The following is a 25,871-nucleotide window of genomic DNA, read 5'->3' as shown; positions in this document are numbered from 1 at the left end:
AAACTTTTTTGCCAAACTCAAGCAATATCGAGGGATTGCGACGCGCTATGATAAACGCGCTACCAACTTTCTAGGTGCAATTTATCTTGTTGCTTCTATTATTTGGCTTAATTGATGACACGCCCTAAGCTAAATTTATCCTTGTCTTAGTATTAATGACAAAGTACTATCAGCATTAGTCGATGAATTCTTAGATTTGTTGTTCCAAAAAATAAGCGAAAATCTTGATAATTAATCTCAATCTCTATTCACAAAGCTATATTTAAGTAATTTTACTGCTGATTTCTATTACATCTAATATGTTAGATTGTTGTGATTTAATTTGACAATTAATGCAACAATCTAACTTAGTTTAGTTGCAAAAAGCAGGCGGCAAATTAATTATTTGTTGCCTAGTTGTTGGAATTGATATTAGCTATCTAAAATTCAGACTTGCCTCATCATGTCTATTGATTTTACTGTAGCAATTCCCACTTACAACGGTGAGAATCGTTTACCTCAAGTATTAGAGCGATTACAAAATCAAATTGGTGTTGAAAATATTAGTTGGGAAATTATTATTGTTGATAATAATAGTACCGATAATACAGCTAAACTGATTCAGAAATACCAACAAAACTGGCAGCAAGCATTTCCTTTAAAATATATTTTTGAGCCAAAACAAGGCGCTGCTTTTGCAAGAAATAAAGCTGTTTTTGAAGCTCAAAGTGAGCTTATTGGTTTTTTAGATGATGATAACTTACCAGCACCAAACTGGATTATCTCAGCTTATCAATTTGCAAAAACACATCCACAAGCAGGCGCTTATGCCAGCCAAATTCATGGTTGTTTTGAAATACCACCACCAGAAAATCTTAAAGCCATCTTATTTTATTTAGCAATTACCGAAAGAGGTGAAACACCACACCAATATCATCCTCGTCGTCAAGGCTTTCCACCCACAGCAGGCTTAGTAGTCCGAAAAAATGCCTGGAAAGATAATGTCCCCCATCAACTTTTTTTAGTTGGTAGAGTCGGTTCATCTATGTTAGGTAGTGAAGATGCGGAATCCTTATTTTATATTCAAAAAGCAGGTTGGGAAATTTGGTATAACCCAGCAATGGAATTAGAACATATTATTCCTGCTTGGCGGTTAGAAAAAGTCTACCTTCTGTCACTTATGCGTGGAATTGGGTTAGCTAGATATTACTTAAGAATGTTGTTACTAGAAACTTGGCAAAAACCGTTTGCCTTTTTTGCATATTTATTCAACGATACCCGTAAAGTAATATTACATTTCATCCTTCATCGACAAGTTTTGTCTACTGATATTGTTGCAGCTTGCGAAATGGAAAGACTTATCAGCACTTTAATTAGCCCTGTTTATATTTGGAAACTCAAAATGCAAAAAGCTATGGCAAATTTTAATAACCAAATAAAAACATCTCAATGACTAGCTTATCCTATGCCACTAGTATCTGTGATTATTCCTGTCTATAATGCAGAGAATACAATTCAAAAAACTATTGCCTCTGTTTTAGCACAAAGCTTATCAGATTTTGAATTAATTATCATTAACTCTAATTCATCTGACTCAACATTAAATCAAATTTCTCAGATTCAAGATTCCAGAATCAAATTATTTACTTATCCCCAAGCCAACGCCTCTGTTAATCGCAACCGGGGATTGCTCCATACTACCACTAAATTTGTGAGCTTTTTAGATGCTGATGATCTCTGGAAACCAGATAAACTAGAAGCACAATATCAAGCACTACAAGAAAATCCCGAAGCCACGGTTGCTTATAGTTTCACCGATGCCATTGATGAAAATGATAATTTCTTACGTAAATGTAGTCACGCAACTTGGACGGGTAACGTTTACTCAAAACTATTACTAGATGACTTCATCGGTAGTGGTTCTAATGTGATGGTACGTAGGCAAGCTTTTACAGAAATTGGTGGCTTTGATGAATTACTAACCAATGCCGAAGACACCGATATGTGGTTAAGATTAGCTGCTCATTATCATTTCATTCCTGTTAAAAAAGTCCAAGTTCTTTATCGTGTATCTAGAAATTCTAAATCTTCTAATATTTTAGGTTCTGAGTCATCAAACCTAAGCATCATTAACAAAGCATTCAATGATGTCTCTCCTACTTTAAAGCATCTAAAATCTTATAGAATTGCTAACCTCTATAAATATTTGAGTTATAAAGCTCTAACAGTCGAACCAGGACAACAAAATACTTTTCATGCTGCTCGTTTTTTATGGATGACAATTATCACTGATATTCTTATCCTAAAAAATATGATTATTTATAAAGCTATTATTAAACTTATGATTATAAGTATTTTACCTAAGAGATTAGCTAAAATATTGCTTCAGAAAGTTCCTAAAATATCTGACGTAAGTACGTTTTTTGGTTATATCAAAACAGATATCAATTGAAACATCATATAAAATATAAACTTATTTATGAAAATAGCTTACGCTACCGTCAATGATATTGAAAATCCAACTTCCTGGTCAAAAGATGTACAAGGAGTTTGTGCCGCAGCATACTATATATCAGAATATTTAACAGACACATCTATTTCTATAGACCATCTAGGCCCACTAAGTAAAAAATTTACAGCTTTAACTAAGGTTAAATGGAGCTTTTATCATCATATATGTAAAAAAGACTATTATCGTTGGGCAGAACCATTAATAGCGAAAGATTATGCTGACCAAATTCAGCAAAAATTAAAAAAATTCAACTCAGATGTAGTGCTGTGTCCTGAAAATATAGTCCCAATTACTTATCTAGACTGTAAACAACCTATTGTCTTATGGACTGATGCAACTCTCAGTTCTCTAATCAATTTTTATCGCCACATGAATAATTTATGCCAAGAAAATATTCGTAATATTCACTTAATGGAAGCTGAAGCCTTAAATCGCTGTCGTTTAATTATCTATACATCAGATTGGGCAGCTAAAACAGCTATGAATACATATAATATTGCTGCCAATAAAATTCAAGTAGTTCCTTATGGAGCAAATTTAGTCTGTAATCGAACCCTAGAAGATATCCACAATATTATTCAATCTAAACCTCATAGCCCGTGCAAATTATTATTTATCGGTGTTGACTGGATTAGAAAAGGCGGTAACGTAGCTTTTCAAATTGCACAACAGTTAAATGATATGGGTTTAAAAACTGAATTAACAATAGTTGGATGCAAACCCAAAATCAATCAGCCTCTACCACAATTTATCAAATATATAGAGTTTATTGATAAATCTCAGCAAGCTGGTTGTGAAAAAATTAATCAATTATTTACAGAAGCTCACTTTTTGATTTTGCCAACCACAGCAGACTGTACTCCTCATGTTGTAGCTGAAGCTAACTCTTTTGGAGTACCTGCTATATCTACCAACGTAGGTGGACTAGCTACTTTAATACATGATGACCTCAACGGAAAAATACTTCCCTTAAATACTGCGATTTCAGAATACTGTGACTATGTAATTAAAATAATGACGAATCACCATAATTATCAACAATTGGCATTATCATCATTCAATGAATATCAAGAAAGATTAAACTGGCAGGTAGCAGTCAAAAAAACGAAGGAATTAATTCAAGATTTAATGATTTAGCTTTGTTGTGTTTAGATATGAGATTCAAAGTAAGTTTGGAAACTGATGATCATTAAATCCAGTCAAAATTAATTCAGTAGGGAAATCCGAACAGCTATTGGGGGAAAATCAGACTATAAAACAGAGCAATAAGAGTCACTCTACCTTTAAAATCCTCAATGAGAATCTTTTATCTAACCATAAGTTATGCTAGAGCAAGGCACTATCAGTATTCATACTGAGAATATTTTCCCAATTATCAAAAAATCTCTTTACTCAGATCATCAAATTTTCCTGCGGGAATTAGTCTCCAACGCTGTAGACGCTATCCAAAAGCTCAAAATGGTATCCCGCGCCGGAGAATACAATGGTGATGTAGACGAACCAGAAATTCTAATTGCTATTGACAAAGATAAAAAGACTCTTTCCATTACCGATAATGGCATTGGGATGACCGCAGAGGAAGTCAAAAAATATATTAACCAAGTTGCTTTTTCCAGCGCGGAAGAATTTATCCACAAATATGAGGGTAAAGCAGACCAACCGATAATTGGTCATTTTGGTTTAGGTTTCTACTCTTCTTTTATGGTGGCGCAAAAGGTAGAAATCGATACCCTATCTTATAAAGAAGGTTCACAAGCAGTTCACTGGATTTGCGATGGTTCACCAGAATTTACCTTAGATGACTCTCCCCGCACTACTCGCGGTACTACCATCACCCTCACCTTAATGGCAGATGAGGAGGACTATCTAGAACCTGCACGCATTAAAAATCTTGTCAAGACTTATTGCGACTTCATGCCAGTACCCATCAAACTGGATGGTGAAGTATTAAATAGACAGAAAGCGCCTTGGAGAGAGTCTCCCAGCAGTTTAACCAAAGAAGATTATTTAGAGTTTTATCGCTATCTTTATCCTTTTCAAGAAGAACCCTTACTTTGGGTGCATCTAAATACAGATTATCCGTTTATTATCAACGGTATTTTGTATTTCCCTAAAATGCGTCCAGATGTGGACGTGACAAAAGGGCAAATCAAGTTATTCTGCAATCAAGTTTTTGTCAGTGACAACTGCGACGAAATCATTCCGCAATTCCTGATGCCAATGCGGGGTGTAATTGATAGCACTGATATTCCTTTGAACGTATCGCGCAGTGCTTTACAAGGCGATCGCACCGTCCGCAAAATCGGTGATTATATAGCGAAAAAAGTAGGCGATCGCCTCAAAGAACTGTACCGCGATGACCGTGAGCAGTACATTAATGCTTGGAAGGATCTCGGCACTTTCGTCAAATTTGGCACTCTCAACGACGAAAAATTCAAAAAACAAGTCGAAGAAATTATCATCTTCCGCACCACTGCCAACTTTGCCCAAACAGCCACTGAAACTCCCACTGTTGAAGTACAGTCTCAAGAAGGTGACGTTTGGCAAGATGTCACCTCAGCCAAATCTAGCACCTCTCCCTACACTACTATCAAAGAATACTTAGAACGCAACAAAGAACGCCACGAAAACCGCGTTTTCTACAGTACAGATGAAGCCAGCCAATCCACCTACATAGAATTACACAAAAATCAAGGCTTGGAAGTTCTATTTATGGACTCCTTCATTGATACTCACTTCATTAACTTCTTGGAACGAGAATATAATGATGTCAAATTTACTCGCGTAGACTCCGACTTAGATAATACCCTGCTAGATCAAGACAAATCTGGCGAAATAGTTGACCCCACAACCAATAAGACCAAGAGTGAAGTCATCAAAGAACTCTTTGAAAAAGCTCTCAACAAACCCAAAGTTAACATTCGTACCGAAGCTTTAAAATCCGATGATCCTCAAGGGACACCTCCAGCAATGGTACTCTTACCAGAAATTCTCCGCCGCTTGCGAGAAATGAACGCTATGATGCAGCAGCAAAACGCAGAATTTCCTGAAGATCATATCTTACTAGTCAACACTGCTCATCCCCTAATTCAAAATCTGGCAAATCTCAACCAAGGTAGCATCATTCAAGATGGCGCAAAGTCACCCACAGGTCAGCTAGTCAATATGATTTGTCAACATGTTTATGATTTAGCACTGATGTCTCAAAAAGGATTCGACGCAGAAGGAATGAAATCTTTTGTCGAGCGTTCTAATGACGTACTCACCAAGCTAACAGAACAAGCCAGTAAGTAGTATAGTCAGAACAAGGCTTACACAGAAAATTTGCCTGTTGAGATGGGTGTAAGAGTTTTGAACACCTACACCCCAAAACAAATAATTTAACCTGGATTTCTCACAAGAGAGAAATCCAAGGGTATGGGAGGGGTGGGAGGATGGTGAAGAAATCTTTCCCCTCTCTCCCCACACTTCCCACACCCCCTACCCATGCGTGAGAAATTCGGGTTTAATTACGCAGTCCCACTTCTCACTCTCCCGATTCTGTTTCCGAAGCCCTAAAATAGAAAGGTTGTATTGAAATCAAAATTCCTATGTCTCGTCGCTGTCAACTAACTGGTAAGAAAGCAAATAACGCCTTTGCAATTTCTCACTCTCATCGCCGTACAAAGCGTCTTCAACAAGCCAACCTCCAAACCAAGCGCGTTTGGTGGCAAGGCGGAAATCGTTGGGTAAAACTGAAACTATCTACCAAAGCCATCAAAACCTTAGAAGTCAGAGGTTTAGAAGCAATGGCTAAAGAAGCAGGTATTAACCTGAACCACTACTAAACCATCAAACAAAGCGAATTCAACGAGATGGTATTTGTGTACAAGATGTACATAAATACCTAGTTTTAAATTATTCATTGTCATCTTTGCAAATCACAAAGATACGTGGTTCAGTCGTTGAAATTACTAGTAAGCAATGTATCAATAGCTAATAAACTTTGAATATTGATGCTATCAACCTCCCTACAATCGGGAGGTTTTTAATTAATTTTTATTTTTTATCTTCAATTGATATTTTTTCTTCTCCAGTTGGGTAGCCTAAGTTTATCTTGTCAAAACCATCTTCTTAAAGTTGTATGCAAATGTAATACACATCTTTAAAGTTAAGATGAAGCCTACGTGTTTTATCCCAGATCAGCAACAAATTCTTTTAAATGGAAAAATCAGTATTTTCCAGAAAATATAAAAAGTTTAGCAATGGTATAACTTAAAAATCATTGTCTGGTGTTTTACTGTGTTGAGATATTAATTCAACAGGTTAAGCAAAAATTATCATCAATAAAATTATTTAACCTGAAGAAGCACTCAACAGGTAAATTTCACAATTGCCCAAAAATAAACTAGCATCAAACCACTTGACAGGAAAGCAGTTATGTCTTTAAAACGCCAGCTAGTCAAGACTATCAAAATCATCTCCAAAAAATTTAGTAAGTACTCTTTATTTGCTTGGAAAAAGCAAATTAATTGGCTGCTGCGGACTTTATTTCTCAGCAGGAGAAGACGAGACTCTGTAAATGCTGGTTTTGTATTGCCAACAGTAGCTATGGTTGCACTGGTGGTTGTTTTATTGACTACCGCCATTTTATTTCGTTCTTTTGAAAGAGCTAAAAATGCCACTAACGTGCGCGTCAATGAGGCTGTGCTTAACGCTTCTATGCCAGCAGTTGATCGGGCAACAGCAAAGTTAGAACAATTATTAAATGACCCTTCTTTACCACGTTCAACGCCTACAGATGTAGCGTTATACGATGTTATTAAAAGTAATACTAGATACGACTTTGGTGATGAAACACGTTTGAAATTGGCTGCTGATTTTAATGGCACCACAGGCATTCAAGCTAGTTCAACACTAGAAAATAACGAAACTTTAACTACTGCCTGGAAATTCCCTGTTGATACAGATAACAACGGTAAATTTGATAGTTTTACTCTTTACGCTATTTATTTTCGTAGTCCACCACGTAATACCAGTAATGCTTTTACTAGAGCCAGAAAATCCTTAGATGCCAGAACACCACCTATGGATAAAAGCCAAGTAGGGGGTGCGTGTGCAGAGGCTATTGGTACAAGTGCCAGCTTAGTAGGTGATGCTAGTTGGTATAAGTCAGGCGGAAATTTAGCGAAAAGCTTTTTTGTTTACACAGCTAATGTACCTATTGATGCTGTGGGAGGTACTACAGGTCTTGATGCCACAAAATATGAAAAGGGCAATCGTGGCTTTTCGTCATTAGAGTATCAACAAGACCGAGAGCGAATTCCTGTTAATAATAAAGCAGTTTGGTTTGAAAATGACCTAGAGATTTCGCCAGGTTCTGATTTGCTTTTAAACGGTTCAATTCATACTAATGGCAACTTATTAGCAGGTGGGCAGTTCAGTGGTGTAGATATTGTTTTCCGCCAAGTCAGTAGTAAAAACTCTTGTTACTATGAACCCGAAAACGCCAAAATTACTATTGGTGGAAATTTAGGTACAGGAAACATTTCGCAAACAGCTAATAAAGAGAAAATATCTGTTCATTTATTTCGAGGCTATAAAACAAATCCTTGGACTGGTGATCAGTCTAGTCCAACAGTCAGAATCAAGATTGCTGGTGATACAGACCATAAATCAACAACAGAAAATGGTGGTCAAAGGCTTGGACATAATGATGCTGCTTATAACAAGCGCATCAATTTAATGAAAGAAACCGCTCTTAGTCTTTGCACTAGTTGTGCAACACAAACTACCTTAACAGGTTTAAAAACAGCAGTTCAAGGTGTAGCTCGGTATCCCCAAGAAGTTAAAAGTAATGTTGTGACTCGGATTGACCAAAGTACTGGTTTGGATGTTGCCAGTGCGTATGGCATTTTGGGTGATGAACTTGAGTTGTATTTGCGAAATCGTACCCGTCGAGTTCCGTTTGCAGAAGTTAGCAGCGCGATACCGACTGATACACAAGCACTTGGTAGTTATACAGCTAGTAATGTTTTCTCTGGTATTGGAGAAATTGAAGTACCTGCTGCTTGGAGAGAGATTACCACTACCAATACAGGGTTGACTCTCAGCCTCAACAAATTACCAGCAACAGAACCAGAACAACAAAAAGACGAAGGTAAAGAAAACTACTCAGGCGATCGCGTTTTAATTGGCAATAACCTGCCAGCATACTGGAAAAATACTGATGGTCAGTATGTTACAGGTCAAGCTCGTCAGCCTGTAGATGGCGGTACGACTAAGTGGGATAACCCCAACACCATAGCCCGTACTCGTGCTTCGCAAATCCAACCGCAGCTTAACTTGGGTGTAACCGATCGCAATGACTTTTGGGAACAAAAAGCTGTTGAAGATAACTCAGCCAATCCTTTATCCAATGTAGGTGGTTTGCGAGTTATTACAGGCGCAGGTATCTATGTTGATGATGATGGTGTTGTTGCTTCTGGTACAGGTTCTTTTCCTCGTAGCACACGCTCATTTTTGCCAAATCCCACGCTAGATGCAAATTTTGTTGGTAGTGGTGGAGGCAGAATGCCTACACCTGCGGGGTTTAAAGATGCAGGTACAGCACAAACTAACATAGTAGTTTGGCCTGATACCATGCCGATGACAGGAGGAACTGGAGAAACCAGAAAAGCCGACTTACTCATGCGGGCTACAGCAGTTTATCACTTCAAAAGTAGTGCTGGTACTGCCCAAACCCCCATAGCTTGTGTGAGTAGTTACTTTGATCCAACGAATAATATTACTGCTCAAAACCTGTCAACTTTAACTGCAAGCTGGAAATATCCTTTACCTGCGGATCAAAGTACAACTGCGGGTAAGTCTAACAACGGGATTGTCTATGCTTTCCCTAGCCGCACCATTAGTAGTGCTAATTTGACAATACTCAAGCGTCAGGCAAGATTAGTCTTTCCCAATGGACGTATTGTCAATGAACCTTTGCGGAAGGCAATGGAAAAATACACAAGCAATAGTAATACTTTTACTAATTTCACAATGGAAGAATATTCTGCTGTTGATACTGCTTTGTGTGCGCTTTCCATTCTGAATGGTGCAACACCAGCTACATCTCCTACCCTTCCTCATGGCGCAATTAGAGAAGCAGCCTTTTTAGATGCTAGAGAAGTTAAGGCTTTACAAAATCGTACCGCTTACCAAACTGGCACCCAAGGCGAATACAACTTGGACTTAGAACAACGTCAACCATTAGAGATTCGTGTTACCGAAATTAATTTAGGTCGGCTGGCAAGTACAACCATTACTGGTGATTACTTATTACCCAAGAGTGGTATTATTTACGCTACTCGTGATGATTCTCTGCCGGATTTAAGTTATAAAACCATTGAATCAAGTGCCTCTACAGATAAAGCACTGTTATTTAGTCAAACTGACTTCAAACTCGACCCGACTCGTCGTCCTAACGGTATTCGACTGATTAATGGCAGCAACTTGGCACGAGGTGGAACCAATAGTACAACTTATGATCCTTCCGAAAAGGGCTTAATTTTAGTCAGTAACACACCTGTTTACGTTAAAGGCAATTTCAATCTGCATCAAAAGCCTGATGGGACTGTGGTTGAGGAGTTTTCTGACTATAGCGAGACTGACTCTAGCCAATTCTACAATCGAGCAACATTCAATAGCCATTTTGCTTGTCGTCCAGGGAGAGGTGCATGTCCCAGTAACGTTGGTGATGGTGATGTTTGGCGACCTTCGACTATTTTGGCTGATTCAATTACTCTTTTATCTGGAGATTTCCAAGACGGTTTCCGTAATCATGGTGATTACGACCTGAGAGACAATGCCAGCAGTATTCCCGATGCACAGTTAGTTAACAATTTTGTCACCAGTGCCAATTGGGCAAGCTCTACAGGTTATCCAAGTAGTAGTTTCAAAACTTCTTACCTTACCAATGGTGTCACACCAATTCAGCGCCGCACCGACTTTAATGAGTATCTTATGGAAGTTTGTGTCAAAGTACCGGCAACAACCTGTGGAGATGGGGACTGGTATATTAAACCTGGTACTACTGGTGCATTAAAAGTATCAGATATTACTGCTGATGGCACAGTTGCTCTTGACATTACAAATACACATCAAGCTGGTACAACTGCTCAACCTGCCCTAGCACAATATCAAGGCTACGCGCGTCGAGTTGCTTTCTTAAGAAACAGCAGTAATCAACTACTAGATGACACTGGTGCTGTAATTGCTGATGCCACATCTGCAAGTACTAAACTACCAGTACCAATAGGTATTGATAGTAATGGTAAAGTCCAAAAGTATCCATACAGTACTTTTAGCAGTACTAATAAACCGCGCTCGGTCACTAATAAATCAGCCTTATGGTTTAGAACCACCAATAGATCTGCTATTCCATTTAATCCTACAAGCAATGAATATTACGCTGTTGATCAACCGCTTTTCTTGAAGTCCCGGCCATTTGGTACTCAACAACCTCAACTAGTACCAGTGGTACAACTTTACAGTCCATTAGGTACCCCCAGTAATAATCTCAACCAAGGTCTAAAAACACCTGGTCTTCAACAAGAATGGGTACAAAAGGTAACTAGTGACTATACATTTAATTCCAGTTTTGTCTCTGGTAATAGTCCTAGCCGTCCAGAAGAAGAATCAGCAGGTTTACAAAATTTTGTTCGCTTTCTAGAGTATTGGGGTGATTCTGGGGATGCGGCTAGTCCGCAGCGTGCGGCCAAGATCAGGGGTAGCTTTATTCAATTCAAACGTAGTAGTTATGCTACAGCTCCTTTTGCTAGTATTACGACGGCTGATGCAATAGCGAGTAGTAGTGCAACTAATAACCGCAGTTTCTTTGATTTCCCCTACATGAAATATTGGACTAACAAAGGAACTCCAGAAGGTACTACAGCTTACTACACACCACCAAGTAGAGACTGGGGTTTTGATGTAGCGTTGTTATCTCAATTACCAGACTTGTTTGCTCAGAGATTTACTGTGCCACAAGCAGGGCCACCAGCAGAATATTTCCGCGAAGTTGGTAGGGATGATGAGTGGGTAAAAATTTTGTTGTGTGCATCTCAAGCTTCAAGTTATGCAGTTCCAGCCAGCTATCGTCCTTCCTGTCCCAGTGTTCCTTATCCTTAAAAATGCTGCTTGCAAGTAGGGTGAATCATCATGATGAGACGTAAGCAATTCATTCAACAAATAACAGTGGCAAACATTGCAAAAAAAGTAAAATCTCTTGAATCTGGTGAAGGTGGTTTCACAATTATTGAGTCTTTAGTAGCAGTGATGATTGTGGCTATTTTAATGGCTGCGATCGCACCTGCGCTGGTTTTATCATTTGGTACTCGTGTTCAAGCAAGACGGGTAGAATTAGCCAGTCAATCGGCTAGAGCTTACATTGATGGGATTAAGGCTGGCTCCATTAATGTTCCCAATCAAGTAGTGCTTTTGAATGAAGTTAATTCGACTAACAAGACCTTTAACTCACAACGAGGTACTTTCTCTGGAGTAGCAGCGCCTAGTTCTACTTTGCCTACCTGCTCCAGTCCTACTAATGGCTACTGTCAAAATGGTTCCGCTCCAACTACAACCACAACGAGTTTATACTGCGTAGATCGGGATGGGGGTGGTTGTACAAGTACTAGTTCTAGAGATTTTGTAATTCAAGCCTTTCGCAGTACAAAAGCTACCACTCTCAGTACTGCCAATGATGATGCTACCAAAGGATATCTTTTAGGTGTGCGAGTTTACAGAGCAGATGCTTTTAATGGCAGTGGTAGCTTAAAAACAATGAAAGCCAATAATTCCAAAGCGAGAACATTCACTGCTGGTTTAGGCGATCGCTTCACACCATTAATTGAAATTGTGACAGAAGTTGCTTCTCAACAAACCAAATTTGACGATTACTGCGCTCGTTTTGGAGGTTGTCAGTAAATCAGCTATGAATAAAGGCTTAATTATTTAGGAGAAAACTGCCAAATGAAAAATTTACTCAGATTTCTTCTCAAAATTCAACTGCAAAAGTCTCGAAATTTGCAGTCACAAGCAGGTTTTACTCTCATAGAGTTATTGGTAGCCTTGGTTTTGGCGTTTCTGGTGATCACACCCTTACTAGGATTCATGTTGAATGTGATGAATACAGACCGCCAAGAACAGGCAAAATCCACATCAGAACAAGAAATACAGGCAGCATTAGCATATATTGCCCAAGATATGGAACAAGCAGTATATATCTATGATGCTGATGGCATATATGGAAACACAACAAATGCTATCAACGGAATTGTCGGGCAATTACCAGGTGGAACAGACAAAGTACCTGTACTTGTTTTTTGGAAACGCTACTTCTTAAATAAAGACCAAACTGTGCAAAATACTAGCAGTACTAGTACTACAGCAGGTTGTTTATACAAACTTCCTGATAATACCTGTAACAACCAAGATTATATGCTTTATTCCTTGGTTACTTATTACTTGGTCAAAGATAACAGCACTACCTGGAACACTACTACGGCTCGCATTGAGCGATGGGAAATTCGAGATGGAATTCGAGATGTTAGCGGTTCTTTCACTCGTTCCGAAACTGTAAATAGCACCACCAAAACTGTCAGATATAAGTTGTTACCCAGTACGGGATTTATGCCCTTTGACCTTTCTTTGGAAGGAGACTTAAAGAAAAAATTGGGTAACTGGAGAAAACACTCAGCCAGCTACGATTTAAATACTAATAAGTTAACTACATTAGTGGATTTCATTGATCAGACTTCAACGGGAACACCAACTTTAGCAGCTTGTAACACCTCAGCAGGTGAGCAACAAGTTCCTGACTATACCAAAACAAATGTTCCTACTACCTTTAGAACCGGAAGTTTCTATGCTTGTGTGAATGCAAATAAATATGTAGCTAGAGTCTATATCAGAGGTAATGCACTAGCTCGTGTTAAAACTGGCGCTCAATATACTGCTCAGAGATCTGCTTATTTTCCAACTGCCAGTATTCAAGTTAAAGGTCGTGGTTTCCTGGGTGTTGAGTAAACTGGAATATAATTATGAAAGGCAGATTTTTTGAACGTTCTCAGTATTTTGTTGCTCAATATAATTGTCAAACAAATGCTGGCTTTTCCTTAGTGGAAATGGTTGCAGTAGTTTTGATAGTTGGGATTTTAGCTGCGATCGCTATTCCGAGATGGAATACTTTTTTAAATAGACAAAGAGTTGGTAAAGCTAATGATGCAGTTTTAACTGCATTACGAGAAGTACAGCAACAAGCTAAAACTAAAAAACTCAAATATAGTGTCAGTTTTAGGAATAATAATAATCTTCCTGAACTAGCTTTACACGCTGATTCAGATACTCCTAGTAGTTCTCAATGGAAGACTTTAGGCGAGGATTTACGTTTAAAAGCTGGGCAAGTCTGGATCGGAACTAACCTTACTAGCAAAAACCAAGGTAGTAGCACTGTTTCAGTCATTACAAATAATGTCACAACAACTAAAACAATTACATTTGACTATAATGGCACTTTGCCTATAGATGCGACAACACCATTAAAAATAGTAGTAGCTGCACCTAGTGCTAGTAACATAACACAGCCTGGTTCAGTTAAGAGATGTGTGATTATTCAAACACTCCTTGGTGGAATACGAACTGGCAGAGATAATGAATGTAATTAAATAAACACTGACTCAATCGAAAATGTCTATTGAATTTACTGTGGCTATCCCTACTTATAATGGAGCAAATCGCTTACCTGAATTGCTCGACAAACTCCACAATCAAGTTAATACAGAAAACTTTCAATGGGAAATTATTGTCGTAGATAATAATAGTACTGACAATACAGCACAAATTGTTCAAGAGTATCAAGTCAACTGGCAAAAACCTTATCCTTTAAAATATGCTTTTGAACCACAACAGGGTGCTGCTTTTGCTAGAAAACACGCTGTTCAAGAAGCACAAGGTGATTTAATTGGTTTCTTAGATGACGATAATTATCCAAATTTAAATTGGGTAGCTACAGCTTATAGTTTTGGGCATAAATATCTACAAGCTGGTGCTTATGCTAGTCAAATACACCCTTTATGGGAAGTAGAACCTCCCGAAAATTTTCAGCGAATTGCTGCTTTTTTAGCCATCACAGAGCGTGGTAATTTACCTTTACTTTATCAACCAGAAAAAAAATTACTGCCACCATCAGCGGGACTAGTTATCCGACGCAAAGCCTGGTTAGAAAGTATTCCTAATCGCTTTATTTTAACTGGACGGACTACTGAAAATATGGTAACAAGCGAAGATTTAGAAATGTTATCTTATATTCAAAAATCTGGCTGGGAAATTTGGTATAACCCGGAAATGGAAATTTTCCATAAAATTAGTGCATCTCGCTTAACCAGAGGTTATTTAATTCCTTTTTTTCGCGGGATTGGCTTGAGTCGGTTTGTGACGCGGATGATTAATGTCCAACCTTGTTTAAGACCTATAGTATTATTAGCTTATCTGTTAAATGATGTCCGAAAAATTATCTGGCATTTAGTTAAATACAAAACAAAGGTGCAAACAGATTTGGTAGCAGCTTGTGAGATGCAACTATTTGTCAGTAGTTTAATTAGTCCTGTTTACCTTTGGCAGAAAGGTTATTTTCACAAATAAAATAGATCTAGTTATTGGCTTGACTGACTAAATTTTTGGGTGCATGAAATTTTGAATCAGAATATAGTCCATTTTTTATTCATATATCATTCTAAAAAATATAAGTATGAATCTGTTAGTGGATTTACACTACCAGAAATATTAGTAGCTGTGATTATTATTGGCTTATTAAGTGCTTTAGTATTACCACAGTGGTTAGCTTTTATCGATACTCAGCGTCTGAATGCTGCTCAAGATGAAGTTTATCGTGCTATGCGGCAAGCACAAAGCCAAGCAGCGAAAGAAAAATTAACTTGGCAAGCTAGTTTTATTAAACAAAATGATATTGTCAAATGGGCAGTTCATCCTTCTGGTACTAATTTACTAGCAGCTAATTGGAATCAACTTAATCAAAATGTGAAACTGGATGAACGTGAAACCACTCTACAACAGTCTGGCGAAATATACCAAGTTCAGTTTGATCACAGAGGTCATGTGAAAGTATTGGGACAGATCACGCTGTCCAGTAAATATGGTGGTAAAACTCGACGCTGTGTATATGTTTCTACACTGTTAGGAGCAATGCGTAAAGGCACAGAACATACTACTGCTAACAACAGCAGTAAATATTGCTATTAAAATATTTGAGTCGCTAACAGTTAAGGTTATTGCGTGCTGAAATTATTAGAAGTTCAAAAGCAGCACTTGATTATTTTTACGCGCTATCCAGAACCAGGAAAGACTAAAACTCGGTTAATACCAGCTTTGGGTAGTGTTGGTGCTGCTAATCTGCAACAGCAGATGACAGAATATACTCTGTTGCAAGTTGCAGAATTACAAAAGGCGATTGGTGTTTCTGTAGAAGTGCGGTTTGCTGGTGGTAGTTTGGAGTTAATGCAAGATTGGTTGGGTTGGGAACTATTTTACGCATCTCAAGGTGAAGGCGATTTAGGTACACGGATGGCGCGATCGCTGGTTGATGCTTTCCGCAAAAATGCTGAATATGTAATTATAATTGGTACAGATTGTCCTGGTGTGACATCTCTAATTTTGGCAACAGCTTTCCAAGAACTACAAACTGTTGATTTGGTATTAGGGCCAGCTATTGACGGTGGATATTACTTAATTGGTGCGCGTCGCTTCATTCCGAAATTATTCGCTAACATCGATTGGGGAACTTCTCAGGTATTACAACAAACTGTAAATATTGCGGCAGAACTTGGTATCTCATCTATATACTTACCAACTTTAGCTGATGTTGACCGACCAGAGGATCTGCACGTTTGGCAGGAAGTTGTTCAGCAGTAGGTTCATCTGTCACAGAAGCAGAGAGTAGAAGCTGAAAATCAAAGTTGTTTTTTTGATTAATATCAGCTAATCTCGTATCTTCAAACACCATGTATTTTCTGAAGACACTCAAGTTAACTAGTGCTACCGTGGTGTAGTTTCAAACCTACAGGTATCCACTAGGATTACCTTTGCCTTTTCTATATAAGAGATAGTTTTATTGAACAGGCAGAGTTACAGGAACAATATTCCAGTAACTTTAAATAGGACAATGACTCTGACTCACTATAAGTTTGGAAAATATGACTAATCGTTTTACTTCTGGGAACGCAGCCCTCGCACTCAAAGTGATTGGGACAGTTTTAATTCTGTCCTTTCTGCTCGACTTTTTAATTTTACTGCTACCGTTTCAACCAACCGATCGCGGATGGCAAATTAATTTATCAACAGCCTTAGTTGACCGTGGGATTGTACCTATGGTGGGCTTAGGTTCGCTGTTAATTGGCTATTGGATTGATGGTGCTAATGATGGCGGCCCTAAAGGTATCGACTTACGATTCCCCGCATTTATACTTTCTAGTGTCTTGGGTCTAATTTTCTTGTTGATTTTTCCCTTGCACCTGAACAATGTCAACCAAGCCAAAGCACAAACTGTTACTCAAATTAGTCAAGAAGCAGAGCAAGCAGAAGGCCAACTCAAAAATCAGCTCAACCAATTCCAAGCGCAACTGAATACAGATCAAGGGAAAGCGCAGTTAGAACAACTCCGCGCCCAAGCAAAAGCCCAGTTTTCGGATTTGCTGAAAGACGATCAAAAGTATAAACAAGCTCTGGCAAATCCACAATTACCGCAATCCCAAAAAGACTTACTCCAGAAGTTTAAAGCTAATCCGCAAGAACTGGACAAATTTATTGCCCAACAAACTGATCCTCAAGGATTGGCAAATCAACGCTTGACCCAAATTCGTCAACGTAAGGAAGATGCAGAAAAACAAGCCAGAGACAACGCTTGGAAATCTGGCTTGCGAATTGGAATTAGCAGTCTTTTATTATCTGTTGGGTACATTATTATTGGCTGGACAGGATTAAGAGGTGGCGGTGCTTTACAAACAGGCGGACGTAAAGCTGCTGCACGTTAAAGAAAGTATGAAGTATGAAGTATGAAATTTCTGACTTCAGACTTTATACTTCAAATCTTTTGCGTAATTAACTGTTAGGAAAATCGCTATAAAATCTGCACATGTTCTCAATTTACATACTGACATATAACGAAGAACTAGATATTGCACCTTGTATTGAGTCGGCAATGCTTTCAGATGACATTATAGTTGTGGATTCGTGCAGTAGCGATCGCACTGTGGAAATTGCCAGTCGCTATCCCGTCCGGGTTGTGCAGCACGCTTTTGAAAGCCACGGTCGTCAACGTACTTGGATGCTAGAGTCTATACTCCCAAAATATGAGTGGGTTTACATTCTGGAAGCTGACGAACGGATGACACCAGAGTTATTTGCGGAATGCACACAAGCCACACATAATCCAGATTACATTGGTTACTACGTTGCTGAACGGGTAATGTTTATGAATCGTTGGATTCGCTATAGCACCCAATATCCCCGTTATCAGATGCGTCTTTTCCGCCACGGTAAGGTCTGGTTTACAGACTATGGTCACACAGAACGAGAAGTTTGCGATGGTGCTACTAGCTTTATCAAGGAAACTTACCCTCATTACACTTGTGGTAAGGGTTTGAGCCGTTGGATCGAAAAACATAATCGTTATTCTACCGATGAAGCCAAAGAAACACTACATCAACTAGAAAATGGCACAGTTGTTTGGCGGGATTTATTTTTTGGCAAAACCGAAGTAGAAAGACGGCGTGCTTTAAAAGACTTGTCTTTGCGTTTACCAGCTAGACCTTTTTTGCGTTTTCTTTATATGTATTTCCTGTTAGGTGGCTGCTTGGATGGTCGCGCTGGTATGGCTTGGTGTACTTTGCAAGCTTTTTATGAGTACCTAATTTTGCTGAAAGTTTGGGAAATGCAGCATCTACCTACACCTACTTTAGAAGAAACACTATCTCAAACTGAGAAAAGCAAGGTTGTGGCTACAAAAATTGCTAGAGAAGGGTGAAAGAGGACTTACACACCAATATTTTCTGTGGAGATTGGGTATTGAGGGTGTAAGGGTGTAAGGGTATGGGGTGTAAGGGTTTTGAATACCCACACCCCTTTAAATTTCGGAAAGCAAACCGGAGTCCTCTGTTTTATTAAAATTTATAACAAAAGTTTTTCAGAAAAACATCCTTTACTTGTGGGTTAGTTCTAAACTAGTTACAAGTGGATTTTTAGTTGTCATACATAGGTTTTAGAAACGTAGTCAGATTTTGAGCGATCGCGGTAGGATTAGTAATAATTAAAATATTTGCAACATTCATTTACAAGCTGTACAAAGAAAAGTAACATCCTCGCGGATGGAAGAACTATCGCTAGTTAGCTATATCTTTCTGTATTCAACACCGAACTAGCGAAAAATCAATACTTTTCTGGTCTGAACAGCATATTATCAAGATAAAAGCTATTTAGTGACGGCTTTCTAAAAGAGAACAGGGTAAAAAATATTACTAGTAAAGCCTTCAAACCTTGGGCGGCTGCTGGTATGAATTTCCGCTTATCTAGAGTTTCACTAGCCAAGAAAAGGAGAAACTAAGTTTGGCAATCGATCGCTTAAAGCAGGACTTGAAAAATGACCTGATAGCAGGATTGTTAGTGGTTATCCCCCTAGCAACCACCATCTGGCTCACAATCACGATCGCTAATTGGGTAATCGACTTCCTTACCCAAGTTCCCAAACAACTCAATCCCTTTGATGGATTACACCCAATTTTAGTAAATATACTAAATTTAGCTGTGGGTCTAGCAGTACCACTGTTAAGTATTTTGTTAATTGGGTTAATGGCTCGGAATATTGCTGGGAGATGGTTATTAGATTTTGGTGAGCGAGTATTACAGGCAATTCCCTTAGCAGGACAGGTATATAAAACTTTAAAACAACTTTTAGAAACGTTACTGAAAGATTCTCCTGGCAAATTTCGGCGTGTGGTTTTAGTTGAGTATCCCAGACAAGGCATTTGGGTGATCGCGTTTGTTACAGGTGCGATCGCCAATGAAATTCAATCCCAAATGTCTCGCCCAATGTTGAGCATTTTCATCCCAACGACACCCAACCCGACTACAGGATGGTATGCAGTAGTACCAGAAGAAGATGTGATTAATCTTTCCATGTCGATAGAAGATGCTTTTAAGGTGATTGTCTCTGGTGGAATTGTGGCACCGAATACGCCCTTACCGCCTCTAGTTTTAGGCAAAGAACAAAATTTAGCGAGTTTAACCAGAGAATCAAAACATTCAGTAATTTCCGTCGAGGAAATATAAAATTTATCCGGCAAAGACACAAGTAAATAGATATTATGAATGTCTGGCTTTGTAGCAATCAATTAAATTTTCACCCTAATTCAGTGCTTAGGCACTCACTTCCATGCAAGACCGCAAACCCCAACAAATCGCTCGTGAACTGGCGCTGTTAAGTCTCAGCCAGCTGCCAGTCAACCCTAAAAAACTCACCGAAGAACATCTGCCTAAATTGGTATTAGCAACCGTGCGTACCTTAAGGGCAGAAGTGCAAGATACTTTAGACAACGCTGCGGCGGAATTGCAACGCAGTAACGATCGCCTATTAACCAGCCAAACTCGCGCAGCTGACATGAATACAGCGAGAACTATGCTACAAGAAGCGATCGCTTATACCCAAACCGCCATCAATCAACTGGGTGCAGCAGTTGAGTTTCCCGAATTAATTCAACTCGCCAATCAAGATAGAGAAGTCGGCAGATATGCCATTCAAATTGTCAAAACCGTAAATGAGCATCGGATTTTGATCGATGAACAAATAGCGGCGGCTTTGGTAGATTGGCAAGTCAACCGTCTAGCTCAAATTGACCGCGATATTCTCCGTATCGCTGTAGCTGAAATGACATTTTTAAACTTGCCTGACAGCGTAGCCATCAACGAAGCTGTTTTGTTAGCCAAACGCTACAGTGGCGATGAAGGTCATCGATTTATTAATGGAGTGCTGCGGCGATTCACAGAACAAAAAAAACTTCCTAGTGTTTTATCCTAACTTTGTAACCATTCTGAATGCTAAGTTGTGAGTTGAAGGTGAGGAGAAGTCAGGTACTTGTGAGGGATGAATCACCCCCTCCCAGTAACCCGACATTGAGAGGTGAGGATATCCCGGAGGATTTCACCACAAGAAAGAGTAACAAATTCTATTAAACTCTTAACTTACTAACTCATAACTCCTAACTTAAATAACAACTAACACTGTTAGCAGCAATGGCTTTTAATTGGTTTCGTCGTCAATATAACGATTCTTCTGATACTCCCTCTGAAAACCAAGAGGCAGAAAATACTCCCACACCTGTAACCGAACCAGAGGCAACCGAAACATCAAATACTAACCCAGGAACTGCACCGGATTCGGCAGCAGATTTGTTGGCGTTTGCTAAAGCTGCCTATAAAAATATCCAGCAAAAACAACAAATAGAAACTGGAGAACCAGCCCCAACAGACACGATAGCCGCAGATTCAGAAGAGGTCACAACTCCCAGTCAAGAAGCTGCGGCAACTGTCGAAACACCACAACCAGAAGTAGCGACTACTGTTGAGGAAGCAGCTGTCACAGAAACAGAAATTACAAACAGTACTGAAGAAGTAACATCACAAGAAACTCAGCCCACAGAGACGGCTGCATTATCTTTTTTAGAACGGGCAGCAGCAGAACGGCAAGCCAAGCAAGAACGCTTAATAGCTAGTGCCATTGAAGTTCCACAACTAGAGGTACAGCCAGCAAGTGTTAGTGAAGCAACTGCCGCAGAAATGCCAGATTTGGCATTTGATGAAGGGTTTGTCTGGTCAGCAGAATTATTGGCGGCTCAAGGTAGACGTGCGGAAGACATTTCTATTGAAGAAATCACTTGGCTGAAAAAGTTACGCCAAGGATTAGACAAAACCCGGCGGAACATCGTCAATCAACTAAAAGCCATTGTTGGACAAGGGCCACTCAACCAAGCAGCAGTAGCCGAAATTGAATCTGTATTGTTACAAGCTGATGTGGGTGTAGAAGCCACAGACTATATTATCAGTGCTTTACAACAAAAACTGCGGGAAGAAGTCACACCTCCAGAAGAGGCGATCGCTTACTTAAAACAAATCTTACGGGATATGTTAGAGGAGCCTATTCGCAAATCTGAGAAAACCAGCTTTGCCCCAGATAAAGACAATTTAAATATTTGGTTAATTACTGGTGTAAATGGTGCTGGTAAAACCACAACCATCGGTAAAATTGCTCATTTAGCGCAAAAGTCTGGCTACAGATGTTTGATTGGCGCGGCAGACACTTTTAGGGCTGCGGCTGTGGAACAAGTCAAGGTTTGGGGAAACAGAAGTGGTGTAGAAGTCATTGCCAACCCTGGTAAAAATACAGACCCCGCCGCTGTGGTATTTGATGCGATCGCAGCCGCTCAAGCACGCGACACAGAATTATTATTAGTTGATACGGCGGGAAGATTGCAAAATAAAAAGAACTTAATGGATGAACTCACAAAAGTTCGCCGCATCATCGACAAAAAAGCCCCAAACGCCAAAATCGAATCTTTGTTGGTTTTAGATGCTACCCTTGGTCAAAATGGTTTGCGCCAAGCTGAAGTATTTTCCCAAGCCGCCCAACTGAGTGGCGTAGTATTAACCAAATTGGATGGTACCGCTAAAGGTGGTGTCGCATTGGCTGTAGTCCAGCAGTTAGGTTTACCAATTCGCTTTATTGGTGCTGGTGAAGGAATTGAAGACTTACGCCCATTTTCTAGCTACGAGTTTGTTGAAGCTCTCTTGAGTGGCTAAATCTGTATGGGACAAACGCAAAAGTCAGGTATGTAAGAAGGGTGTAAGGGTCTAGGTATGCAAAACCCTCATACCCTTACACCCCTACACCCAGTCTCAACCAGTAATCTTTTTGCGCCAGTCCCAACCTTGTAAACCCAATTGAGAACTGCTATAAATACTGAAAAAAACAAAAAAGCTCAAGTACGTTCGTTGTTAACTTAGCAAAAGCCTATTGTGATCAGCAAATCAGCTTGTCAAAATTTAGGAGTATATATATTGAAGTGAATTTCCTGAAAAACTGACAAATATTCTCTAAAGGTAAATTAAAAGTTAGAAAAATGCTCTAGCTGATCAAGTTAAAGTGATATTTTCCCTGAAAATTTTAAGTTATCGTTTATTTCAGTATCTGAATATTTCTCTGAGACAAGAAAAAATCTCAAAAATTGGCAAAAATAATTAATCAATTAATTAAGGAATTTTATGTTTCATGATGTATGATTTGCTAATTGACTGCTGTGAGCAGGAAGATTTTTCTCAGTCATGGAGGTATTTACTGATTTATACTCATCAGCTTTTACGTAAAAACACATGAAATTTATGTATCTGGATTTAGGTAGAAATAAAATAAGCAAATGCCAGAGTTTTTTATCGCTCTTGCTTACGTCTTTCTACGCTTGCTAAATTGACATATCTTGTCTCAATATGATTTAGCAATATTTTGCCAAAAAGAGTTATTAATCAATAGAAAATCTACTACTCTTAACTGGATATTATCTGTGCCTGTGTCTCAAGTACCCTTTCAACCTACTGATGGTAATAATAGTGCCGCGACGGATGTCACACCAGTCGTGGCACTAAAAGAACTTGTGGCGAGGTTGCATCGAGAACAGAACAAAATTCAAGATTTGCTGAGTTCTTTAGGATTTGCCCTCAGAAGCTTTAACAATTTAAATCAGTTTTTAGAACTGATTCCCTTGATGGCCACAAGGGTGACAGATGCTGATGGTAGTGCTTTATTTCTCTACAAACCTAACGGTCAAGTTAGGTTAGAGCAACTCCACTGGCAGGATAGTCGCCAGCGCAAAAATATTCGCAAAGCCTTAGAAACAGCCAGTAGTCAAGTTACATTACTGCCCAATAGCACCCCTTTGGCAAGTTCCACCGGCATATTAGACGATCAGATGCACCGGTATTTAGGGCCTGATGTGCAAATATTCGGCACGGCAATTTTAGTTAAGCATACAGAACGGGGCTGGCTCTACGTTTTAAGTCGTGACCCTGACTATAGCTGGACAGAAACTAGACAAAAGTTAGTGCGCTTGGTTGCAGACCAAACAGCAGTAGCAATTGAAAACGATGAACTAGCTGTAGAACTGAGGAAAAAAGAACGCCTAGACCAAGAATTAGAAATTGGGGCAGAAATTCAACGCCGACTTTTACCACGTCAATGTCCGAATATTCCTGGTGTATCACTAGCAGCACGTTGTAAACCTGCTAATCGCGTGGGTGGCGATTATTACGACTTTATTCCCACCAATCATAATCAGTTGCAGTTAATCAATAGAGTATCTCCAGAAAGTAGCCGTTGGGGTTTTGTGATTGGGGATGTAATGGGAAAAGGTGTTCCCGCCGGATTAATTATGACGATGATGAGGGGAATGCTGAGGGGTGAAGTATTGCATGGCAATTCCCCGGCGGGGATTTTGCAAAATTTGAATCGAGTGATGTATGCGGATTTGGAAAATTCCCACCGCTTTGTGACGTTGTTTTATTCTGAGTACAATCCCAGAAATCGGATTTTATCTTACAGCAATGCGGCACACAATCCTCCCTTGTGGTGGCACGCGTCCACCAAAACAGTTAGCCGCTTAGATACTTTGGGGATGTTGATTGGTTTAGATGCTAACAGTCAATATGAAGATGCCCAGGCACAATTAGAACCTGGAGATACGATAATTTATTATACAGATGGCTTGACAGATGCCGCCGCAGCTAGTGGCGATCGCTTCGATGAAGAAAACTTTGTAGCTGCCTTCAGCGCCGCTTGTCGCTATTGCAACGGGCCAGAAGAAATTGTGGATTATTTATTTAACCAAGTTCAGCAGTTTATCGGTACTGATAGGCAAAACACTGATGATATGACACTTGTAGTTTTGCAGATTGTTTAATTTTTGCCCTTTGCCATTAGTTTTAGGCAAAATACAAATAACTAATAATCAGTAGCTTTCCCTAAAATCAGTTCTATCCAATGGGGATAAGCGTAAGAATTTACGGCTATGAGTTGTGTTCCTTTGTAATTATTGAATACCCGACTGGCTATGAGGTGGAGATTTTCTAATAAATAGCTATCTTCGCCAAAAGCTTCCAATGCTAAACTCCACCAAGATTGCTCTTGAATTAACAGTTGCGTAATTTCTACACCACAACCGTTATCAATACTTTCATTACTAGAAACGGCCTGTACGGAAGAGTCAGATAAAATTTGATAGTATTGCAGACGGCGGACTTTCTGAACATTCACCCACGTAGAATTACCAAATACTGTTGCAGGCTGAAAACTTTCGCCTGTGGAATCGCTGCACATCCATTTACCCCACTTTTCAGCCTTACCTTCTATTAATTCCCCAAAATTCAGTACACCCAATTCGGCTTTGCGCCATTTGACTTCTAAGCGTTCTTGCCGCAGCTTAATTCCCAAATAATCGCTTTTCGGTGCGTAAAGATACCAGTCTGCTCGTTTTTCGGGTGAACAGTTTTGCGGAAACCATTCTTCAATTTTTGTGGGGATTGTACCAGGGTAAAACCAGCGCAATTCGATAGTTGTGAGCATAGGTAACTCATCTCCTGATCTGATACCTTATCCGCTACGACCCAGTTGGTGTCACAATGAAAACGATACATAATGTTTAATTTTTGTTACTTCCAGCCAAAGGAATCTCTAACAATGTGGAAAAAAATTGCAATTATTTGCTTATTAATGTTGAGCTTCAGCTTGAGTCATCCTGGTGTAGCTGCTGCGGCTGGATTTAAAAGCTATGTAGATACTGCTGATGGTTATCAGTTTTTATACCCCAATGGCTGGCTACCAGTAAAAGTTGCCAATGGCCCTGATGTCGTATTTCATGATTTGATAGAAATCTCGGAAAATGTTTCTGTAGTTATTAGTCCGGTTCCTGAAGGTAAAACCTTAAAAGAATTGGGCGCTCCCACAGAAGTTGGTTATAAACTTGGCAAAGCGGCGCTTGCACCTTCAGATTCTGGGCGGACAGCTGAATTAGTTGATGCGCGAGAGAAGGATACTGAAGGTAAAACTTACTATATATTAGAGTATTTAGTAAAACTACCGAATAACCAGCAACGTCATAACATCGCTAGTGTTGCTGTTAGTCGTGGCAAACTGTTTACCTTTAACGCCTCAATTCCCGAAAAACGTTGGACAAAGGTGAAACGGACGATGGAAAATGTTGTCGATTCTTTCACAGTGTATTAATTATTAATAGGGCGTGGGGAGGGAGAT

At 39.3% G+C, this 25,871-nt stretch carries 21 protein-coding genes; 20 read left to right on the top strand and 1 reads right to left on the bottom strand.

The window, feature by feature from the left end; translation table 11 throughout:
• The 19 genes from H6G75_RS25420 to H6G75_RS25330 all read left to right on the top strand — a co-directional run.
• The coding region (locus H6G75_RS25420) for a transposase (protein WP_190982699.1) at positions 1–115 on the top strand (115 nt) is incomplete at its 5' end.
• 327 nt (positions 116–442) lie between these two features.
• Positions 443–1,432 carry a hormogonium polysaccharide biosynthesis glycosyltransferase HpsE gene (gene hpsE / locus H6G75_RS25415; RefSeq protein WP_190982698.1) on the top strand — a complete coding sequence of 330 codons (990 nt, stop codon included), beginning with the start codon at positions 443–445 and terminating at the stop codon, positions 1,430–1,432.
• Positions 1,433–1,444: 12 nt separating this feature from the next.
• On the top strand, positions 1,445–2,431 hold the full coding sequence (locus tag H6G75_RS25410; protein ID WP_190982697.1) for a glycosyltransferase: 987 nt from the start codon (positions 1,445–1,447) through the stop codon (positions 2,429–2,431).
• A gap of 27 nt (positions 2,432–2,458) precedes the next feature.
• The gene (locus H6G75_RS25405; RefSeq protein WP_190982696.1) at positions 2,459–3,628 is read left to right on the top strand and encodes a glycosyltransferase family 4 protein; all 1,170 of its coding nucleotides are present in this window, start codon (positions 2,459–2,461) and stop codon (positions 3,626–3,628) included.
• 186 nt (positions 3,629–3,814) lie between these two features.
• Entirely contained in the window at positions 3,815–5,785 is a 1,971-nt protein-coding gene (gene htpG / locus H6G75_RS25400) for a molecular chaperone HtpG (protein WP_190982695.1), read from the top strand.
• 296 nt (positions 5,786–6,081) lie between these two features.
• Positions 6,082–6,318: a 50S ribosomal protein L28 gene (gene rpmB, locus H6G75_RS25395; RefSeq protein WP_190982694.1), complete on the top strand. Its 237-nt coding sequence runs from the start codon at positions 6,082–6,084 to the stop codon at positions 6,316–6,318.
• 592 nt (positions 6,319–6,910) lie between these two features.
• Entirely contained in the window at positions 6,911–11,641 is a 4,731-nt protein-coding gene (gene hpsA / locus H6G75_RS25390; protein WP_190982693.1) for a hormogonium polysaccharide biosynthesis protein HpsA, read from the top strand.
• 30 nt (positions 11,642–11,671) lie between these two features.
• Positions 11,672–12,436 (top strand): hormogonium polysaccharide secretion pseudopilin HpsB, encoded by a 765-nt coding sequence (gene hpsB / locus H6G75_RS25385; RefSeq protein WP_190982692.1) that lies wholly within the window; start codon positions 11,672–11,674, stop codon positions 12,434–12,436.
• Between the two features lie 45 nt (positions 12,437–12,481).
• Entirely contained in the window at positions 12,482–13,537 is a 1,056-nt protein-coding gene (gene hpsC / locus H6G75_RS25380) for a hormogonium polysaccharide secretion pseudopilin HpsC (protein ID WP_190982691.1), read from the top strand.
• Positions 13,538–13,551: 14 nt separating this feature from the next.
• The gene (locus H6G75_RS25375) at positions 13,552–14,175 is read left to right on the top strand and encodes a Tfp pilus assembly protein FimT/FimU (RefSeq protein WP_190982690.1); all 624 of its coding nucleotides are present in this window, start codon (positions 13,552–13,554) and stop codon (positions 14,173–14,175) included.
• A 22-nt stretch (positions 14,176–14,197) separates the two neighbouring features.
• Positions 14,198–15,151, top strand: coding sequence for a hormogonium polysaccharide biosynthesis glycosyltransferase HpsE (gene hpsE / locus H6G75_RS25370; protein WP_190982689.1), 954 nt, complete (start codon positions 14,198–14,200; stop codon positions 15,149–15,151).
• A gap of 51 nt (positions 15,152–15,202) precedes the next feature.
• Entirely contained in the window at positions 15,203–15,769 is a 567-nt protein-coding gene (locus tag H6G75_RS25365; RefSeq protein ID WP_199338019.1) for a type II secretion system protein, read from the top strand.
• 33 nt (positions 15,770–15,802) lie between these two features.
• A complete protein-coding gene (locus H6G75_RS25360; RefSeq protein WP_190982687.1) occupies positions 15,803–16,438 on the top strand; it encodes a TIGR04282 family arsenosugar biosynthesis glycosyltransferase in 636 nt (211 codons plus the stop codon).
• A 281-nt stretch (positions 16,439–16,719) separates the two neighbouring features.
• Positions 16,720–17,556 carry an HpsJ family protein gene (locus H6G75_RS25355; RefSeq protein WP_190982686.1) on the top strand — a complete coding sequence of 279 codons (837 nt, stop codon included), beginning with the start codon at positions 16,720–16,722 and terminating at the stop codon, positions 17,554–17,556.
• Between the two features lie 101 nt (positions 17,557–17,657).
• Positions 17,658–18,548 (top strand): glycosyltransferase family 2 protein, encoded by an 891-nt coding sequence (locus tag H6G75_RS25350; RefSeq protein WP_190982685.1) that lies wholly within the window; start codon positions 17,658–17,660, stop codon positions 18,546–18,548.
• Positions 18,549–19,126: 578 nt separating this feature from the next.
• A complete protein-coding gene (locus H6G75_RS25345; RefSeq protein ID WP_190982684.1) occupies positions 19,127–19,849 on the top strand; it encodes a DUF502 domain-containing protein in 723 nt (240 codons plus the stop codon).
• A gap of 103 nt (positions 19,850–19,952) precedes the next feature.
• The gene (gene nusB, locus H6G75_RS25340; RefSeq protein ID WP_190982683.1) at positions 19,953–20,594 is read left to right on the top strand and encodes a transcription antitermination factor NusB; all 642 of its coding nucleotides are present in this window, start codon (positions 19,953–19,955) and stop codon (positions 20,592–20,594) included.
• 215 nt (positions 20,595–20,809) lie between these two features.
• Complete coding sequence (gene ftsY / locus H6G75_RS25335) at positions 20,810–22,372, top strand: signal recognition particle-docking protein FtsY (RefSeq protein ID WP_190982682.1); 1,563 nt, start codon at positions 20,810–20,812, stop codon at positions 22,370–22,372.
• 758 nt (positions 22,373–23,130) lie between these two features.
• Complete coding sequence (locus tag H6G75_RS25330) at positions 23,131–24,522, top strand: SpoIIE family protein phosphatase (protein WP_190982681.1); 1,392 nt, start codon at positions 23,131–23,133, stop codon at positions 24,520–24,522.
• Positions 24,523–24,563: 41 nt separating this feature from the next.
• Here the strand turns inward: H6G75_RS25330 and H6G75_RS25325 are convergent, their stop codons facing one another.
• Positions 24,564–25,184 (bottom strand): hypothetical protein, encoded by a 621-nt coding sequence (locus tag H6G75_RS25325; RefSeq protein WP_190982680.1) that lies wholly within the window; start codon positions 25,182–25,184, stop codon positions 24,564–24,566.
• A gap of 114 nt (positions 25,185–25,298) precedes the next feature.
• Here H6G75_RS25325 and psbP point away from each other — a divergent pair, with 114 nt between their 5' ends.
• Positions 25,299–25,844 carry a photosystem II reaction center PsbP gene (gene psbP / locus H6G75_RS25320; protein ID WP_190982679.1) on the top strand — a complete coding sequence of 182 codons (546 nt, stop codon included), beginning with the start codon at positions 25,299–25,301 and terminating at the stop codon, positions 25,842–25,844.
• The last annotated feature ends 27 nt before the right edge of the window (positions 25,845–25,871 follow it).

Source organism: Nostoc sp. FACHB-280 (genome assembly GCF_014697615.1).
In the GTDB taxonomy this organism is placed as follows: Bacteria; Cyanobacteriota; Cyanobacteriia; order Cyanobacteriales; family Nostocaceae; genus Nostoc_B.
The sequence above is the reverse complement of the archived record's forward strand: the minus strand, read 5'-3'. Positions and strand labels throughout refer to the sequence as shown.

What these genes read in the sequence shown, in the direction of transcription:
- htpG (WP_190982695.1), top strand. Translation starts at nt 3,815, where the DNA reads ATGCTAGAGCAAGGCACTATCAGTATTCATACTGAGAATATTTTCCCA.
- H6G75_RS25375 (WP_190982690.1), top strand. Translation starts at nt 13,552, where the DNA reads ATGAAAGGCAGATTTTTTGAACGTTCTCAGTATTTTGTTGCTCAATAT.
- hpsE (WP_190982689.1), top strand. Translation starts at nt 14,198, where the DNA reads ATGTCTATTGAATTTACTGTGGCTATCCCTACTTATAATGGAGCAAAT.
- ftsY (WP_190982682.1), top strand. Translation starts at nt 20,810, where the DNA reads ATGGCTTTTAATTGGTTTCGTCGTCAATATAACGATTCTTCTGATACT.
- hpsB (WP_190982692.1), top strand. Translation starts at nt 11,672, where the DNA reads ATGATGAGACGTAAGCAATTCATTCAACAAATAACAGTGGCAAACATT.
- H6G75_RS25350 (WP_190982685.1), top strand. Translation starts at nt 17,658, where the DNA reads ATGTTCTCAATTTACATACTGACATATAACGAAGAACTAGATATTGCA.
- psbP (WP_190982679.1), top strand. Translation starts at nt 25,299, where the DNA reads ATGTGGAAAAAAATTGCAATTATTTGCTTATTAATGTTGAGCTTCAGC.
- hpsA (WP_190982693.1), top strand. Translation starts at nt 6,911, where the DNA reads ATGTCTTTAAAACGCCAGCTAGTCAAGACTATCAAAATCATCTCCAAA.
- H6G75_RS25410 (WP_190982697.1), top strand. Translation starts at nt 1,445, where the DNA reads ATGCCACTAGTATCTGTGATTATTCCTGTCTATAATGCAGAGAATACA.
- hpsE (WP_190982698.1), top strand. Translation starts at nt 443, where the DNA reads ATGTCTATTGATTTTACTGTAGCAATTCCCACTTACAACGGTGAGAAT.
- H6G75_RS25405 (WP_190982696.1), top strand. Translation starts at nt 2,459, where the DNA reads ATGAAAATAGCTTACGCTACCGTCAATGATATTGAAAATCCAACTTCC.
- rpmB (WP_190982694.1), top strand. Translation starts at nt 6,082, where the DNA reads ATGTCTCGTCGCTGTCAACTAACTGGTAAGAAAGCAAATAACGCCTTT.
- nusB (WP_190982683.1), top strand. Translation starts at nt 19,953, where the DNA reads ATGCAAGACCGCAAACCCCAACAAATCGCTCGTGAACTGGCGCTGTTA.
- H6G75_RS25325 (WP_190982680.1), bottom strand. Translation starts at nt 25,184, where the DNA reads ATGCTCACAACTATCGAATTGCGCTGGTTTTACCCTGGTACAATCCCC.
- hpsC (WP_190982691.1), top strand. Translation starts at nt 12,482, where the DNA reads ATGAAAAATTTACTCAGATTTCTTCTCAAAATTCAACTGCAAAAGTCT.
- H6G75_RS25355 (WP_190982686.1), top strand. Translation starts at nt 16,720, where the DNA reads ATGACTAATCGTTTTACTTCTGGGAACGCAGCCCTCGCACTCAAAGTG.